The sequence below is a fragment of the Umezawaea tangerina genome (assembly GCF_003002815.1).
In the GTDB taxonomy this organism is placed as follows: Bacteria; Actinomycetota; Actinomycetes; order Mycobacteriales; family Pseudonocardiaceae; genus Umezawaea; species Umezawaea tangerina.
Window position 1 is genome coordinate 511,461 of the sequence record NZ_PVTF01000003.1, and the last position, 14,898, is coordinate 526,358.

At 72.7% G+C, this 14,898-nt stretch carries 14 protein-coding genes; 2 read left to right on the forward strand and 12 right to left on the reverse strand.

From position 1 onward, the window contains the following. Positions 1-133 precede the first annotated feature (133 nt). From CLV43_RS12790 to CLV43_RS12825, 8 genes are all read right to left on the reverse strand, one after another. Positions 134-934, reverse strand: a complete 801-nt coding sequence (locus tag CLV43_RS12790) for an ESX secretion-associated protein EspG (protein WP_106187309.1) — start codon at positions 932-934, stop codon at positions 134-136. Beyond that, positions 934-2,205, reverse strand: coding sequence for a PPE domain-containing protein (locus tag CLV43_RS12795; protein ID WP_106187310.1), 1,272 nt, complete (start codon positions 2,203-2,205; stop codon positions 934-936). The genes CLV43_RS12790 and CLV43_RS12795 overlap by 1 nt, the downstream gene beginning before the upstream one ends. A 43-nt stretch (positions 2,206-2,248) precedes the next feature. Beyond that, complete coding sequence (locus CLV43_RS12800; RefSeq protein ID WP_106187573.1) at positions 2,249-2,617, reverse strand: transcriptional regulator; 369 nt, start codon at positions 2,615-2,617, stop codon at positions 2,249-2,251. A 93-nt stretch (positions 2,618-2,710) separates the two neighbouring features. Beyond that, positions 2,711-3,301, reverse strand: coding sequence for a DUF3558 domain-containing protein (locus CLV43_RS12805; protein ID WP_106187311.1), 591 nt, complete (start codon positions 3,299-3,301; stop codon positions 2,711-2,713). Positions 3,302-3,347: 46 nt separating this feature from the next. Next, positions 3,348-3,896 carry a GNAT family N-acetyltransferase gene (locus CLV43_RS12810; RefSeq protein ID WP_106187312.1) on the reverse strand — a complete coding sequence of 183 codons (549 nt, stop codon included), beginning with the start codon at positions 3,894-3,896 and terminating at the stop codon, positions 3,348-3,350. Positions 3,897-3,905: 9 nt separating this feature from the next. After that, positions 3,906-4,748 (reverse strand): HAD family hydrolase, encoded by an 843-nt coding sequence (locus tag CLV43_RS12815; RefSeq protein WP_170155820.1) that lies wholly within the window; start codon positions 4,746-4,748, stop codon positions 3,906-3,908. 35 nt (positions 4,749-4,783) lie between these two features. Beyond that, a complete protein-coding gene (locus CLV43_RS12820; RefSeq protein ID WP_106187314.1) occupies positions 4,784-5,224 on the reverse strand; it encodes a DUF1707 SHOCT-like domain-containing protein in 441 nt (146 codons plus the stop codon). A gap of 10 nt (positions 5,225-5,234) precedes the next feature. Beyond that, complete coding sequence (locus tag CLV43_RS12825; protein WP_425445751.1) at positions 5,235-6,998, reverse strand: acetyl/propionyl/methylcrotonyl-CoA carboxylase subunit alpha; 1,764 nt, start codon at positions 6,996-6,998, stop codon at positions 5,235-5,237. A gap of 134 nt (positions 6,999-7,132) precedes the next feature. On the opposite strand from CLV43_RS12825, the gene CLV43_RS12830 reads away from it, so the two are divergent. Continuing rightward, on the forward strand, positions 7,133-7,804 hold the full coding sequence (locus CLV43_RS12830) for a hypothetical protein (RefSeq protein ID WP_106187316.1): 672 nt from the start codon (positions 7,133-7,135) through the stop codon (positions 7,802-7,804). Positions 7,805-7,807: 3 nt separating this feature from the next. Here CLV43_RS12830 and CLV43_RS12835 read toward each other — a convergent pair whose 3' ends face one another. Next, entirely contained in the window at positions 7,808-9,136 is a 1,329-nt protein-coding gene (locus CLV43_RS12835; protein WP_106187317.1) for a dicarboxylate/amino acid:cation symporter, read from the reverse strand. A 175-nt stretch (positions 9,137-9,311) separates the two neighbouring features. Next, positions 9,312-9,929: a Maf family protein gene (locus CLV43_RS12840; RefSeq protein WP_106187318.1), complete on the reverse strand. Its 618-nt coding sequence runs from the start codon at positions 9,927-9,929 to the stop codon at positions 9,312-9,314. 46 nt (positions 9,930-9,975) lie between these two features. Between CLV43_RS12840 and CLV43_RS12845 the strand changes: the two genes are divergently transcribed. Continuing rightward, positions 9,976-12,864 (forward strand): NACHT domain-containing protein, encoded by a 2,889-nt coding sequence (locus CLV43_RS12845; protein ID WP_106187319.1) that lies wholly within the window; start codon positions 9,976-9,978, stop codon positions 12,862-12,864. On the opposite strand, the gene CLV43_RS12850 is transcribed toward CLV43_RS12845, so the two are convergent. Together CLV43_RS12850 and CLV43_RS12855 are read right to left on the reverse strand one after the other, a co-directional pair. Next, positions 12,817-14,271, reverse strand: coding sequence for a DHA2 family efflux MFS transporter permease subunit (locus CLV43_RS12850; RefSeq protein WP_106187320.1), 1,455 nt, complete (start codon positions 14,269-14,271; stop codon positions 12,817-12,819). The two genes, CLV43_RS12845 and CLV43_RS12850, sit on opposite strands and share 48 nt — an antisense overlap. Then, positions 14,268-14,870, reverse strand: coding sequence for a PadR family transcriptional regulator (locus tag CLV43_RS12855; protein WP_106187321.1), 603 nt, complete (start codon positions 14,868-14,870; stop codon positions 14,268-14,270). The genes CLV43_RS12850 and CLV43_RS12855 overlap by 4 nt, the downstream gene beginning before the upstream one ends. Positions 14,871-14,898 lie beyond the last annotated feature (28 nt).

Below are 14,898 nucleotides of genomic sequence, written 5' to 3' on the forward strand. Positions count from 1 at the left end.
GCTCACCTCTAGCCCCACACGCACTGAGCGGCGCTTCCAGCCCCATGCGCTCCCGAGCACACACCTAGCCCCACGCGCTCCGAGCAGCAGCCCCAGCCACCCAAAAACCAGCCACCCAAAACCCAGCCAACCCTCAAACCAGCTCATCCAACAGCTCACCAACATGATGGACCAACCGCCGTGCGTCCACCGGCGAGATCGTGCTCCAAGGCTCCTGCCCCGGCGACGCCCGCCTCATCTGCACGTACCGCCCCTCAGGCGTGTCGTAAAAAGCCACCACCCGCTCCGGCCTACGCCTCTTCCCCCACTTGTCCCGCGCCGCGGCCCCGAACTGCCCCCGGCTCCCCGCGTCCCTCATCATCTCGACCAACGTCTGCGCGTCCGCCCCGCGCACCCCGCGAGCCACCAACGCCTGCTCAAGCCCGTCCGGCGTCCCCGCCGCGGCGGCCGCCGCATCCAGGTCCGCGCTCGGCAGCGTGATCGAGTGCCCCGGACCCGCGGGCGCCGATGGCAGCACCGACAGGGCCTCCCGAGGCAGTCCTTCCCCGGAAGCGGCCCGCAGGGTCAGCCGGTCGTCGTCCAGCACGGCGAGCACCCCCGACTGCCCCTTCGCCGCCGCCAGCACCCGCACGCTCCGCCCCAGCCACAGCCGCCCGTCGACCTCGGTCTGCGGGCGGTTCAGCAGGTGCAGCAGGTCTTCGAGCACGGGGTCCAGCGAGGACGGCCTGCCCAGGCCGCGCTGGTCGAGCCCGGCCCACACCTGGCGTTCCAGCTCGGCCCGTTCGGCGTGCGTCTTCCCCGGTGACGGCACCTTCAGCACCAGCGGCATGACCTCCAGCCGCAGGTGCTCCCAGAGGACGTCGAACTCCAGGGTCGAGATGGTGACCGGTTCGTGCAGGTCGGCCGTGCCCAGGTCCACTCCGAACGTCGTCATCAGGGGTTCTGGTTCTCCCCGATGACCGGCGGCGAGATCATCCCGCCGATGCCGTAGATGTCGTCGGTCTCGCGCAGGTAGTCGGCGGCGTTGTGCTCGCCGTCCTCTTCCTCCTCGGCCCGGCCGCCGACGTTGCCGAACGGGTCGAACGCGCTGTTCTGCGCGGGGACCATCGGCGTCGCGCGGCGGTGCACCGTGTCGTTGTCGGCCGTCGACGTCGCCGAGCCGCCACCGGAGGGGCCGCCGAGGCCGGAGGCCATGCCGTGCTGGGCGGTGGGGGTGGCGATCGGGCCGAACTCGGCCCCGCTGGCGACGGTCACGCCGGACTGGCGGCCCGCGCCCGCGGCACCGGAACCGGCACCGCCCGCGCCCTGGCCGGACGCGTGCTCGGCGTGCGTGGAGTCCGACGAGGACTTGTCCTTCTTGGACCCGGCCCGCCCGCCCGCGCCGATCACGCCGCTGCCGGAGCCGGAGCCGGACGCGCCGAGCGAGGTGGACCCGCCGCCGTTGGCCGTCTTGGTGGAGCCCGCGGTGGAGGCCGTGCCGCTCGGGGCCGCCCCGGCCGCGCGGGTGGTCGACGAGGACGTGCCCGACGCGGAGCCCGCCGGTCGCGCGCCGCCCTGCGCGGGCACGCGCGCGCCGCCGCCGATGCCGACACCGCCCGCGACCACGCCGTAGCCGCCGCCGAGGTTGCCGCTGATGCCGTGCACGTTGCCCAGCGAGGACTGCGAGGCGTTGATGACCAGCTGGGGAGGCTGGTGGAACTGGCCGAGGGTGCTGGTGTTCGTGCTGGTGCTCGACGCGTAGGTGGCCATGACCTCGCGGGCGCGCTGCTCGGCGGCGCCGTGGGCCTTCTCCTGCACCTCGTAGTCGGTCTGGCCGCCGACGAGGTGCGTCAGCGCGCTCAGGATCGTGCCGGGGTCCTCCGCCGTGACGGGCACGGGCGCGGGCATGTCGGAGCGGGCCTTGCTGATGAAGTCGGCCTGCATCTCGGCCGAGACGCGCATCACGTCGGCACCGGTGCGGGCGTCGTCCGCCCACGCCGCGAGGGGGTTGAGGCCCGCGCGCGCCTGGTCGGCCGCCGCGCCCTCCCAGACCGCTCCGGACCTCTGCACACCCTTGTGGAGCTCGTTGTTGATCTCCGTCATGGCCGCCGAGATGCCGTGCCACCGCTCCATGGAGGCGTGCGACGCCTTGGGACCGGGGCCCGAGTTGATCTGCTTGTAGAGCTCCTCGTGGCTGTACCCGCTCCAGCGGTGTCCGTCGGGCATGATGACGATTCCCCTCAGTTTCGCGACCGGTCCGGCGGCTGCGTCAGCATCCGCCCTGCTGCTGCATCAACCCGGTGGCGTCCTCATCCATCCTGCGGTACTGCTGTTCGACCAGGTCCAGCGCGTCCATGGCGGACTTCAGCTGCTGCTGGTAGCTCTGCAGCGCGCCCAGCGCCGAGTCCCCGGACTCGAAGGCGCGCTCGTTGAACTTCTCGGCGGCCTCCTGGCTCACCCCGTCGCCCGCCCAGGGTCGCACCCTGACCTCGGTGACGGCGAGCTCGATCTGCTCGTCCAGTTTCGTCAGCGCGGACGTGAAGGCGCTGCGGAGGCTGGGGATGGCCCCCTGATCCACGCTGAGCGTGTGCGATGACAGGAACGCCTCGACGTCTGCACCACTAACCTCGGACGGCATCCCGGCCTCCTGCGTAACGTCGTTCTCGGTCGACACTCTAGCCATCTCAGCGGGTTCCCAGGGAGGGGCCGAACGGAGGTCCCCCCGTGTGGGTCAGCGCCGTTCGAGCAAACCGGTCAACGCGGCCTCCGCCGCGCGTTCCGCGCCCGCACAGAGGGTGTCCTGCGTGGCCTTCTTCTCGTTACCGCCGTCGCGGAACATCACGTCCACGAACTGCCCTTCCGCCACGTCGACCTCCACGTTGCACACCTCGTCGAGCCCCGGTGTCCTCACGACCATCGCCGGGAACCCGCCGATGGTCGTGAACTGCGGCTCGACCTGGGAGTTCTCGGACAGCCACACCCCGACCCCTTCCACTGTGACGAGCGCGAGCCGCATCACGTTCCCACTGATCCCGCTCCGGAACGAACACGCCTTCGACTCCCCGAAGGCGGCGTCGACGTAGCCGTTGGGATCGTGGTCGAGGCTGAGCTGCGCCCGCTGCTCCTCGCTGAGCACCGTGCACGGGTCCAGGCCGTCGAGGCGGATCTCACTCGGTCGCGGCAGCAGCGGCTGCCGCGTGGTCGTCGTGACCTCGGGCGTCGGGCTCGCGGACCCCTTGTCCGCGGTGGGGTGCGTCGGCGTGGTGCAGCCGACCAGGATCAGCGCAGGTAGGGCGAGTGCGATTCGCAGGGGACGCCGCATGACCGCATACCGTAGTGCTGACACCCGGTACGTCCACGTCGGCGGGTCACCGGTCGGTCTCCAAGCGCGACCAGATCAGCAGGTCGTGCTGCTCCCCCTGGACCGACTGGGCGCCCCGAAGTCGACCCTCCAGGGTGAACCCCAGCTTCTCGGCCACGCGCTGTGACGACACGTTGTCGACGGCGTGCCGGTAGCTGATCCGGTGCAGGTCGACGCCCCCGAAACCGAACCTGATCACGGCCCCGGCCGCCTCCGTGGCGATGCCCCGACCGCGGTGCCCGGCACCGGTCCAGCAGACGAGCTCGGCCGACCGGTTGTGCGGGTCGAGGTCCTTCAGCGCGATCTCCCCGACGGGACGGCCCAGCAGCTGGTCGCACACCGCCCACGAGTAGCGCTGGTCGCTCTCCCACTGCCACGCCCGGAACTCCACGTACTTGCGCGCGGCGGCCTCGTCGTCGACGAGCAGCCCGCCCTGCCAGCGGCGGATCCCGGGATCGGCGAACGCGGCCACCAGCGCCGCGCTGTCGTCGATCCGGTCGTCCGCGCGCAGCTGCCGCAGGTAGTGCTCGCCCGCGTTGATCTCGACTGGCTCCACGGCCCCAGGTTAGCCGTTGTCGCTGGTGAAGCCCTCGTGCTCGTCGGCGAGCGCGTCGAGCCACGCCCGGCGGGTGCTCGCGGGACGGCCGTCGGGCGCGGTGACCAGCTCGACCACCCAGTCGGCCGCCTCGCCGTCGTCCTCGCCCGCCAGCAGCTCGCGGTGCACGGCGGCGGGCGCCCACCCGTCGGCCGCGAGCCGGGCGGCGAGGTCCTCGGCGGCGTCGCGTTCGGGCAGCACCAGCAGGACCTCGTCGGCCACGTCCGTCGTCGCGGTGCCGGTGGGGCCGTCCAGCAGCCCGCGCGCCTCCAGGGCCTCGCGCAACGAGGCCGTGGTGGGCGTGTGCACGCCGTCGACGCCGATCGCGCGGGCACCCGAGGCGTTCTCCGCCTTGTCGTCGCAGAACACCGTGGCCGCGGGGGAGTGCTGGAGCACCCGCAGCGCGCGCCGGAACGCCTCGGGCGACGGCTTCGCCACGCCGATCCGCGCCGACGACACGACCGCGTCGACCTCCTGGTCGAGGCCGAGCAGCCGCAGGTCGTCGGGGAGCCTGCTGGTGGCGTTGGTGAGCAGCGCGACCCGGCACCGCGTGCGGGCCCGGCGGACCAGGTCGACGGCCTCGGTCACGACCTCGCCGGGTCGGGACCACCGGGCCACCGCCGCCTCGGCCGTCGCGCGGTCCACGTCGAGGGCGAGCCGGTGCACGACCCGTGCCCGCCACACCTCGTCCGGCACCGCGCCGGTGATCGCGGGCCCGAGCAGGTCGGGGGCGAAACCGGCACGGGCCAGCGCGCCGCGCGGCAGGCCGTGGGCGTCCTCGATGGCGTCGTCGGGTCCGAAGCGGCGCAGCACGCCGTCGAGGTCGAGCAGCAGCAGGGTGGGCGGGTTCAGCGCCGCCGCCTGCGGTCGCGGTCCCGCCCGCGCTGGTCGCCGGTGATCGAGCCCGCCAGGATCGCGATGATCGGCACCAGCAGGAAGATGAGCGGGCTCTTGACGACCGTGAGGAACAGCAGCACGCACACCAGGCCGGTCACCGGCACCAGCGCGTTGGCCAGCCTGCGGGCCACCGGCGGTATCGCCCCCGGCTCCTGCTTGGCCACCACCGGGGCGGGGGCGGCGGGCCGCACGACCTCGCCGAAGCGCGGGTGCGGCTCCGGGAGGTCGACGAACAGCGCCAGCAGGTCGCGGCGGGTCTTCGACGTCGTCACCTGGGCGCTGCGGTCGCCGTACTCGTCCAGCTCGAGCCGACCGGCGCTCATGTGCTCGCCGAGCGCCTTGAGTGCTTCTTCGCGTTCGGTGTCACCGATGCGGATGTCGGGCTCGCTCACACCCGAGAATCTAGTCCTTCAGTTCGCAGAGCACGGTTCCCTGCGTCACGGTTGATCCGGATGCCGCGGAGAGGCCCGTCACGGTGCCCGCTTTGTGCGCGGTGACCGGGTTCTCCATCTTCATGGCCTCCAGCACGACGACGAGGTCGCCCGCCGCGACGACCTGGCCCTCCTCGACGGCGACCTTGACGATCGTGCCCTGCATCGGCGCGGTCACCGCGTCGCCGGACGCGGCGGCACCGCCACCGCCCGCGCGCTTGCGGGTCTTCGCCTTCACGGCCGTCTTCGCACCGCCACCGCCGCCGAGCGCGAGGTCGCCGGGCAGCGACACCTCCAGCCGCCTGCCGCCGACCTCGACGACCACGGTCCGCCGCGGCTCGTCCTCGGCCGCCTCGGCGGGGTCCGCGAACGGCGGGATCGTGTTGTCGAACTCGGTCTCGATCCAGCGGGTGTGGACGGTGAAGGCCTCCTCGGCGGTGAACGCCGGGTCGCGCAGGATCGCGCGGTGGAACGGCAGCACGGTCGCCATGCCCTCCACGACCATCTCGTCGAGCGCGCGCCGGGCCCGTTCGATCGCCTGCGCCCGGTCCTCGCCGGTGACGACCAGCTTGGCCAGCAGCGAGTCGAACTGGCCGCCGATCACGCTGCCGCTCTCCACCCCCGCGTCCACCCGGACGCCGGGACCCGAGGGGGCGGTGAACGTGGTCACGGTGCCGGGGGCGGGCAGGAAGCCGCGGCCCGCGTCCTCGCCGTTGATCCGGAACTCGATCGAGTGGCCGCGCGGGGCCGGGTCCTCGGTGGAGCGCAGCTCCTCGCCCGCGGCGATGCGGAACTGCTCGCGCACCAGGTCCAGGCCCGAGGTCTCCTCGCTGACCGGGTGCTCGACCTGGAGCCGGGTGTTGACCTCCAGGAACGAGATCGTGCCGTCCAGCGCGACCAGGTACTCGACCGTGCCCGCGCCGTAGTACCCGGCCTCCTTGCAGATGGCCCGCGCGGAGCTGTGGATCGACGCGCGCTGCTCGTCGGTCAGGAACGGCGCGGGCGCCTCCTCGACGAGCTTCTGGTGCCGCCGCTGCAACGAGCAGTCGCGGGTGCCGACGACGACCACGTTGCCGTGCTGGTCGGCCAGCACCTGCGCCTCGACGTGCCGGGGCTTGTCCAGGTAGCGCTCCACGAAGCACTCGCCGCGGCCGAAGGCGGCGACGGCCTCGCGCACGGCGCTGTCGAACAGCTCGGGGATCTCCTCCATCGTGCGGGCGACCTTCAGGCCGCGTCCGCCGCCGCCGAACGCGGCCTTGATGGCCACCGGCAGCCCGTGCTCCTCGGCGAACGCGATGATCTCGTCCGGTCCGTCGACCGGGTCCTTGGTGCCGGGCACCAGCGGCGCGCCCGCGCGGGTCGCGATGTGCCGCGCGGTCACCTTGTCGCCGAGGTCGCGGATCGCCTGGGGGCTCGGGCCGATCCAGGTGAGCCCGGCGTCGATGACGGCCTGCGCGAAGTCCGCGTTCTCGGACAGGAAGCCGTAGCCGGGGTGCACCGCGTCGGCCTCGGCGCGCTTGGCGACGTCCAGGAGCTTGTCGACCGAGAGGTACGTCTCGCCCGAGGTGCTGCCGCCGAGCGCGAACGCCTCGTCCGCGAGGCGCGCGAACGGCGCGTCCCGGTCCGGGTCCGCGTACACGGCGACGCTCCTGAGCCCGGCGTCCCGGCACGCGCGAACCACCCGGACGGCGATCTCACCGCGGTTCGCGATGAGGACCTTGCGCAGTGCGACCACGTCCAACCTCCCAGGCAACGGCGACTCGGGGACTGCCCGCGAGTTTAGTGACCCACCAGTAACCCCGTGAGCGAGAGCATGCTCACTTTCCAGCAGAATCTCCTCCACCGGGAGCTTCGACGGAGGGGGACGACGTGGCGCGGGTACCGCGGTCGGTGCTGTCGACGGCGGTCGCCGCCGTGCTGGTGCTCGTCGGCTGCCTGGTGGCCGCCTACCTGCTCCGGCCCGCGGCGCCGGGCTCGGCGGGCGGACCGTCGACGGGTGACGACGCCCTGCGGTGCGGCAGCGAGGCCTGCCGGGCGGTGGTGCGGGCGGACGTGGGCGCGGACTCGGTGGAGCTGGTGGTCGGCGGCGGCGTCGGCCGGATCAGGATCGGCGGTCCCGGCGGGCCGAACGTCGTCGAGTCCACGGTGGTGGACTCCGGCGCCCAGGTCGACGGGCAGTCCCTGGAGTGCGTCTCCTCGAAGGTGAGCGTGTGCCTGGTCCGCGGCAAGTCCGGGGACGAGGTGCTCGGGGAGGTGCTGGTCGGCCGGGACGGCACCTGGACCCGCGTCCAGACCCGGTACCTGGCGACCGGCGGCTACCTGGGGCTGCACGACGTGGACGGCGACGCGGTGGCCGACGTCGTCGCCGTGCAGCTCGACTGCGACCAGGACGTCTGCGGGAAGGTCCACGCCCAGGTGTTCTCGTTCACCGGCGGCAAGGAGCCGCTGGGGTGCACCGCGCCGGTCGGCACCGCCGAGCAGCTGCCGGGCTGGCCCGCGGTCGCTCCCGCGACCGCGGACCTGTCGCCCTGCGGGGCCTGACCGTCAGGCCGGGACGGGCTCGCGCGGAGCGGGCTCGGACAGCAGCGGCGGGGCGCTCGGCGCGTTCAGCACCTCGTCGTCCAGCAGGCCCTCGCTCCGCGCGACCAGCACCGGCACGGTGATCTGGCCCGCCACGTTGGTCGCGGTCCGCACCATGTCCAGGATCGGGTCGATCGCGTAGACCACGGCGACACCGGTGGCGATGACCTCCGGCGGCAGGTTCACCGCGCCGAGGGTCAGCGTGAGCATGGTGAACCAGCCGGTGGTGCCCGCGGTCGCGATGGCCCCGAACACGGCCACCGCGATGATCAGCAGGTACTGGCCGATCCCGAGCTGGATGCCGAACAGGTTGGCGATGAACACCGTCGCGATGGCCGGGTAGACCGCCGCGCAGCCGTCCATCTTGGTGGTCGTGCCCAGCGGCACGGCGAAGCTCGCGTAGTCGGGGTCGACCCCGAGGTTGGCCGCGGTCTGCCTGCTCAGCGGCAGCGTGGCGCCCGACGAGCGGGACACGAACGCGAACTGGATGGCGGTCCACGCCTTGGCGAAGAACGTCACCGGGCTGACCTTGCCGACGAACTTCAGCAGCAGCGGGTAGACCACGAACAGCACCAGCAGCGCACCCGCGTAGACGGCCGCGATCAGCGAGAACAGCGGCTTGACGAAGCTGTTGCCGTAGGTCGCGAACGCTGAGCCGATGAGGCCGAACACGCCGAGCGGGGCGAGCAGCACGACCCAGCCGACGACCTTCTGGATCAGGTCGAACGCCGACCGGGTGAGCGCGACGAACGGGGCGGCGCGGTCGCCGATGGCGTAGGCGGCGAAGCCGATCAGCAGCGAGATGAACACCACCTGGAGCACCTCGCCCTCGGTGAAGGCGCTGAACAGGTTCGACGGCACGAGGCTGTCGAGGAACGCGCCCCACGAGCCGGTGTCGCGGGTGGCGAGCTTCTTGAGCGCCGACTCCGACGGTGTGACGTGCACCCCGGCGCCGGGCTTGAACACGGTCGCGATGGCGAGGCCGATGAGCACCGCGATCAACGACGTGGTGGCGAACCAGAACAGTGTTCTGCCACCTAGGCGGGCCGCGGTGCGGGAGCCGCCGAGCCTGCGCAGGCTGGTGATGCCCACGACGATCGCGGTGAAGACGAGCGGGATGACGGTGAGCTGGAGGAGGTCGGTGAAGGTACCGCCGATCCTGGTCAGCGTGGTCACGAGCCAGGTCTGGCCGGTCTGCTTGGCCACGAACCCGGTGACGGCGCCGAGGACGAGCCCGGCGAGGACGGCGGTGCCGAAGACCTTCGGCCTGGTGTACGAGCGGATGAACGACACAACTGCTCCGAGGTGTGCGCGGGGACGGTGGACCGGGGCGGTCCTGGGTCAGCCCGTGCTCTTCCGGCGGCCGAGGTCGATGTGGCGGCGGCGTGTCAGCAACTCGTTCATGTCAGCTCCCCCAACGTCGCGGACGTGGGTCGAGCTTCCCGAAAAGCCCTGGTTGTGACCAGTGCTACCAGAGTGTGGACACCCCGACGCCGACGTCGGCGAGCAGCCTGCGGGTCAGCGGCAGGCTGATGCCGATCACGCTGGAGGGGTTGCCGTCGACGCCGTCGACGAACCAGCCGCCCAGACCGTCGATGGTGAAGGCCCCCGCGACCTGCAACGGCTCGCCGGTCGCCAGGTAGGCCTCCAGCTCGGCGCCGGTCGGACGGCCGAAGCGGACGGTCGTCGGCTCGCTGTCCGCGGCCCGCCCGACGACCTCGCCGTCGCGCAGCCGCAGCACGCAGTGGCCGGTGAGCAGCGTGCCGGACGTGCCCGCCATCCGCCGCCAGCGGTCGCGGGCCGCCTCGACCGTGCCCGGCTTGCCCTCCAGCGAGCCGTCCGCGGTCAGCAGCATCGAGTCGCAGCCCACCACGACCGCGTCCGGGAGCTCGGCCGCGACCAGCGGGAGCACCGCCTCGGCCTTGGCCACGGCCAGCGCCGTGACGACCTCGGCGGGCTTCGGGTCGACCAGCGCGGCGGCCACCGCGTCCTCGTCCACCCCGGACACCCGGACGACGGGCTCGATCCCGGCAGAGCGCAGGACGTTCAGACGGGCGGGGGAGGCCGAAGCCAGCACGAGGCGCACGCGGTCAGCTTAGGCTGGAGCCCTCACCGTCCCCTGGGGAGTCGTGATGGTGGTGGATCCGGTGTCCGGCGCGCTGTCGGCGGTGTTCGGCACGGCGTTCGACGGTCTGGTGCAGCGCGGGGTCGGCGGGCTGGCGCACCGCGTGGACGACCGGCGCAAGGTCCGCGCGCTGGCCGACCCCGACCGGCTCGTCCGGCGGGTCGCCGCCGAGCTGGCCGACCTGCGCCGCGCCGAGTACCCCGGTCTGTCCGAGCAGGACTGGCGGCGGGTCGTGGACGCCGTGCGCGCCTCCCTGCACCGGGTGCGCTGGCACGAGCTCGCCCGCGACCCGGTCGACCTGGTGAACGCCGAACGGCTGGCCGCGCACGTCCGCGCGGTGGACCCGGACGGGCCGCTCGACCTGTCGAGCGCGCAGCGGGCCGCCTACGACCACCTGCTCGCGGGCAGCTGCGCCGGCTTGGCCGACCTGGCCCGCTCGGTCGACCGGGTCGTGCGCGACCTCCAGGTCGGGATCAGCGACGGCGTCGTCGAGCTGCGCGACCGGGAGGCGGTGGCCGCCGAGGAGTTCGAACGGCGCTACGCCGAGTACACCGCTCGCACCACCAGCGGTTTCGAGCTGTTCGGCGTCGCGCGCGGCCGGGCGCCGGGGACGCACTCGTTCGACCACTTCTACGTGAGCCTCGCGGTGAGCAGGCGTTCGCCGGACAGCGCCGTCGAACCGCCGCTGACCGGGGCCGGGGTGAGCGCCGCGACCGCGTTCGACGACACCCGGCGGGTGCTGCTGCGGGGTACGGCGGGCGCGGGCAAGACCACGTTCCTGCGCTGGCTCGCGCTCACCGCCGCACGCGGCCTGCTCGCGGGTGACCAGGGCGCGGTCGTGCCGTTCTACCTGCCGCTGCGCCAGTTCGCCGACGGCCCGCTGCCCACGCCCGAACGGCTCGTCGCGGTCTCGGCGGACGTGCTGGCCGAGGAGAAGCCCGACCGCTGGGTGGTGTCGCGGTTCCGCGAGGGCCGGGTGCTGCTGCTGGTCGACGGCATCGACGAGCTCGGCTCCGAACGGCGCGGCGAGGCGAAGAGCTGGTTGGAGCGGCTGGTCACGGCCTACCCCGGCGCCCGGTACGTGGTGACCACCCGGCCGTCCGCGGTGGCCGAGGACTGGCTGGGCGACGTCGACTTCGCCACCTTCGACCTGCTGCCGCTCAGCGAGCGGGGCGTGCGCGACTTCGTGACCAGGTGGCACGACGCGGCGCGGTTCGCCAACGAGGGCGACGAGCACTCCATCGCGTGGCAGGACACCTGCGAGCGCACCCTGCTCGGCACCCTCGCCGCGCGCCCGGACCTGAGCAGGCTCGCGTCCAGCCCGCTGCTCTGCGGGCTGCTGTGCGCGCTGCACCAGGACGGCGGGATGCACCTGCCGCGCGACCGCAAGAGCCTCTACGAGGCCGCGCTCGACCTGCTGCTGGTGCGCTGGGACGAGCAGCGGGGCGTGTCGCTCGACGAGTGGCGGTTCAGCAAGGAGGAGCAGCTCGTGGTGCTCCAGCGGTTCGCGTACTCGCTGGTGCGCAACCGCAAGCAGCTCGTCCCCAAGCCGGTCGCGGTGACGTGGATCGGCGGGGCGATGCGGGGGCTGCGGCCGCACGACGCCGAGCCCGCGTGGGTGCTCCAGCGGTTCCTGGAGCGCACCGGCCTGCTGCGCGAGTCGGTGCCCGGCGACGTGCGGTTCGTGCACCGCACCTTCCGCGACTACCTGGCGGCCAAGGAGGTCGTCGACTCCGGCGACCTGGACGTGCTGGTCGAGCACGCGCACCGCGACGACTGGCACGACGTGGTCGTGATGGCCGTCGCCCACGCCAGGCCCGCCGAGCGCGCCCAGGTGCTGACCGGGCTCCTGGACGGCAACGACGCCGCCAGGCGCGACCCGCACGTGGCCGAGCACCTGCACCTGCTCGCCGCCGCGGGCCTGGAGCAGGCGGACGTGGTGGGGCCGGGCGACAAGCGCGGCGACGTGCGCGACGCGGTCCGCCGCGCGGTGGCCCGGCTGATCCCGCCCGGCACGATGATCGCCGCCGAGAGCCTCGCCACGGCCGGGGCCTTCGTCCGCGACCTGCTCCCGGACAGCCCGGACGGGCTGACCGACGTGCAGTCCGCGTGCGTCGTGCGGGCCATCGCGATGATCGGCGGCGAGGGCGCGCTGGAGAAGATCAGGCCGTTCGCGGCCGTCGACGAGTCCGTGGTGCTGGAGGAGCTGCTGCGGGCGTGGCGGCTGTCGACCGACCCGGAGCACTACGCGAAGACCGTGCTCGCCGAGGTCGACTTCGGCAGGCGCCGGGTCGACGTGCGCGGGTGGCACCGGATCAGGCACCTGCACCACCTGCGGCACCTGGAGGTGCTGCGCTGCCTCGGCTCGGTGACCCCGCTGGACCCGATCGCGGCCATGCCGGTGCTGCGCAGGCTGGAGCTGATGCAGAACGACGTGCTGCGCGACCTCGGCCCGCTGACCGCGGCGAGGTCGCTGGAGGTGCTGCACCTGACCCAGTGCCCGCAGGTGCGCGACCTGTCGCCGTTGGCGCGCAGCACCGTCCGGGAGCTGTCGCTGCACTTCACCCAGGCCGACCTGCGCAGCCTCGCGGGGGCGCCGCTGCGCGCGCTGCGGGTCCGCCACCCGGTGCTGGAGCGCGGGCTGGACGCCATCCCCGCCGACCTGCCGCTGGAGGTGCTGGCGGTCGACAACCGGCCGCCGGACCGGCTCCTGCTCGGCGTCGAGCGCTGGCCGAGCCTCACCGAGGTCGAGTGCTACGGCGTGCCGCACCCCGCCGAGCTGGCGGCGCTGGCGGAGCTGCCCGGCCTCCGGCGGCTCGTGGTGAACCAGCCGGAGGCCGGGGTGGGGCTAGCGGGCCTGCTGCCCGACCGGGTCGAGGTGCACGGGGTCGGCTGACGGCACGGCGGGCCTGCGCATCGCCAGCGCGCACGCGGTGCCGACCAGCAGCACGGCCACCAGCATCCACATCGTGTCGCCCGCCGCGCCGGTGAACGCCTCCGGGAAGTCGCCGCGGGTGTCGGCCATCCGGCTGTCGAGCCGCGCCTGGAGCAGCACGCCGACCGCGGCGCTGCCCAGCACGGACCCGATCTGCCGGGAGGTGTTGAAGATGCCGGACCCGGCGCCCATCAGCCTGCGGTCGACACCGCGGGTGGAGATGTTGGCCAGCGGCGCGAACACCAGGCCGAGGCCCGCGCCGCAGACGAGCAGCTCCGGGATCAGCTCCCAGCTCGCGATGCCCGGCTCCAGCCGCCACGACAGCAGCGCGACGCCGACCGCCAGCAGCGTGAACCCGGTGGCGGGCAGGAACCGCGCCCACGGCCGGTCCGACAGCTTGCCCGCGATCGCGCTGAACACGCCGGACAGCAGCGACATCGGCGCGGTGAGCAGACCGGACTCGACGGCCGACAGCCCGAGCACGGACTGGATGTAGATGATCAGCGGCAGGAACAGGCCGGTCACGCCGAAGCCGATCATCACGTTGGCGACGTTGCCGAGCGAGAAGTTCCGGTTGGCGAAGATCGCCAGCGGCAGCAGCGGCTCCTTGCGGTTGCGGGCCTGCCACACGACGAACGCGACCAGCAGCACGACACCGGCGGAGATGACCTCCGGGATGGTGACCGGGCCCCACACCTCGCCCCACGCGAAGTGCTGGCCCTCCTGCACGCCGAACACCACCAGCGACAGGCCGACGCAGCACAGCGCGATGCCCAGCGGGTCGAAGCTGTGGCTGTGCCCCGGCTGCCAGTCCGGCACCAGCACGGCCGTCATCACCAGCGCGACCACGCCGACGGGCACGTTCACGAAGAAGATCCACTCCCAGCCGAAGTTGTCGACCAGGAAACCGCCCAGCAGCGGGCCGGTGACCGTCGCGACGCCCGCGACCGCGCCCCACATGCCCATCGGCCCGCCGCGCTCGGCCGGCGGGAACAGGTGCGTGATGAACGCCATCGTCTGCGGCGTCATCATCGCCGCGCCGAGGCCCTGGACACCGCGCGCGATGATCAGCATCTCGACGGACGTCGACATCCCGCACCACAGCGACGAGCCGACGAACACCACCAGGCCCACCATGAACAGGCGTTTCGGCCCGAATCTGTCCCCGAGTCTGCCGGTCAGCAGCAAGGGGACGGCGTAGGTCAGCAGGTAGACGCTGTTGACCCAGATGATCTCGTTCAGGCCCGCGTCCAGGTCCTTGATCATGGACGGGATCGCGACGTTCACGATCGTCGTGTCGAGCAGGATCATGAAGAAGCCGATGCACAGCGCGGAGAGCGCGGCCCACGGGTTGGCTTGCCGGCTCATCGCCGGTCCTCCTCAAGTTCGTCGAGGCGGCGGACGACCGCTTCGGGCCAGGTCAGCTCGTCGTTCACGAGCCGGTCGATCAGCCGCTCGACCCAGTCGAGCTCGGCTTGCCGCATCGTGCGGCCGTAGGTGTAGTCGAGCCAGTACATGGGCTCGACGTGCTGCAGCTCCAGGTCGGCGATCGCCGCGTCCATCAGGGCGATCTTCTTCTTCAGCCCGTGGACGCGCCTGCGCAGCTCCGTGATCGCCGCGTCCCGGCGCTGCGTGTGCAGGTGCTGCAACGCCATCGCGAACCGCGGGTACTCCGGGGCGAGCTCGGAGAGGCTCCCCAGCACCTCCTCCTGGAACACGTCCAGGCCCGCGGCGGACAGCCGGTACGTCGTCCGCTCCGGCCGCCTGCCCTCCCGCGACGTCTCCACGACCTCGATCAGCCCGTCCTTCTCCAGCTTCTCCACCGCGTGGTAGAGCGACCCGACCGTCACCTTCGTCAACCGGCCGAGCTGCCGGTGCCGGATCTTCTGCTGGATCTCGTACGGGTGCATCGGGGCTTCGTGCAGCAGTTCGAGGACGACCATCGCCAAGGGGCGGATCGCGGACATGCTTCTTGCTCCGTTCGTGATTATTCGA

Bases quoted from the DNA above. Each gene is read 5' to 3' on its own strand.
- CLV43_RS12795 (WP_106187310.1), bottom strand. From the start codon at position 2,205: ATGCCCGACGGACACCGCTGGAGCGGGTACAGCCACGAGGAGCTCTAC.
- CLV43_RS12800 (WP_106187573.1), bottom strand. From the start codon at position 2,617: ATGCCGTCCGAGGTTAGTGGTGCAGACGTCGAGGCGTTCCTGTCATCG.
- CLV43_RS12805 (WP_106187311.1), bottom strand. From the start codon at position 3,301: ATGCGGCGTCCCCTGCGAATCGCACTCGCCCTACCTGCGCTGATCCTG.
- CLV43_RS12790 (WP_106187309.1), bottom strand. From the start codon at position 934: ATGACGACGTTCGGAGTGGACCTGGGCACGGCCGACCTGCACGAACCG.
- CLV43_RS12845 (WP_106187319.1), top strand. From the start codon at position 9,976: ATGGTGGTGGATCCGGTGTCCGGCGCGCTGTCGGCGGTGTTCGGCACG.
- CLV43_RS12855 (WP_106187321.1), bottom strand. From the start codon at position 14,870: ATGTCCGCGATCCGCCCCTTGGCGATGGTCGTCCTCGAACTGCTGCAC.
- CLV43_RS12850 (WP_106187320.1), bottom strand. From the start codon at position 14,271: ATGAGCCGGCAAGCCAACCCGTGGGCCGCGCTCTCCGCGCTGTGCATC.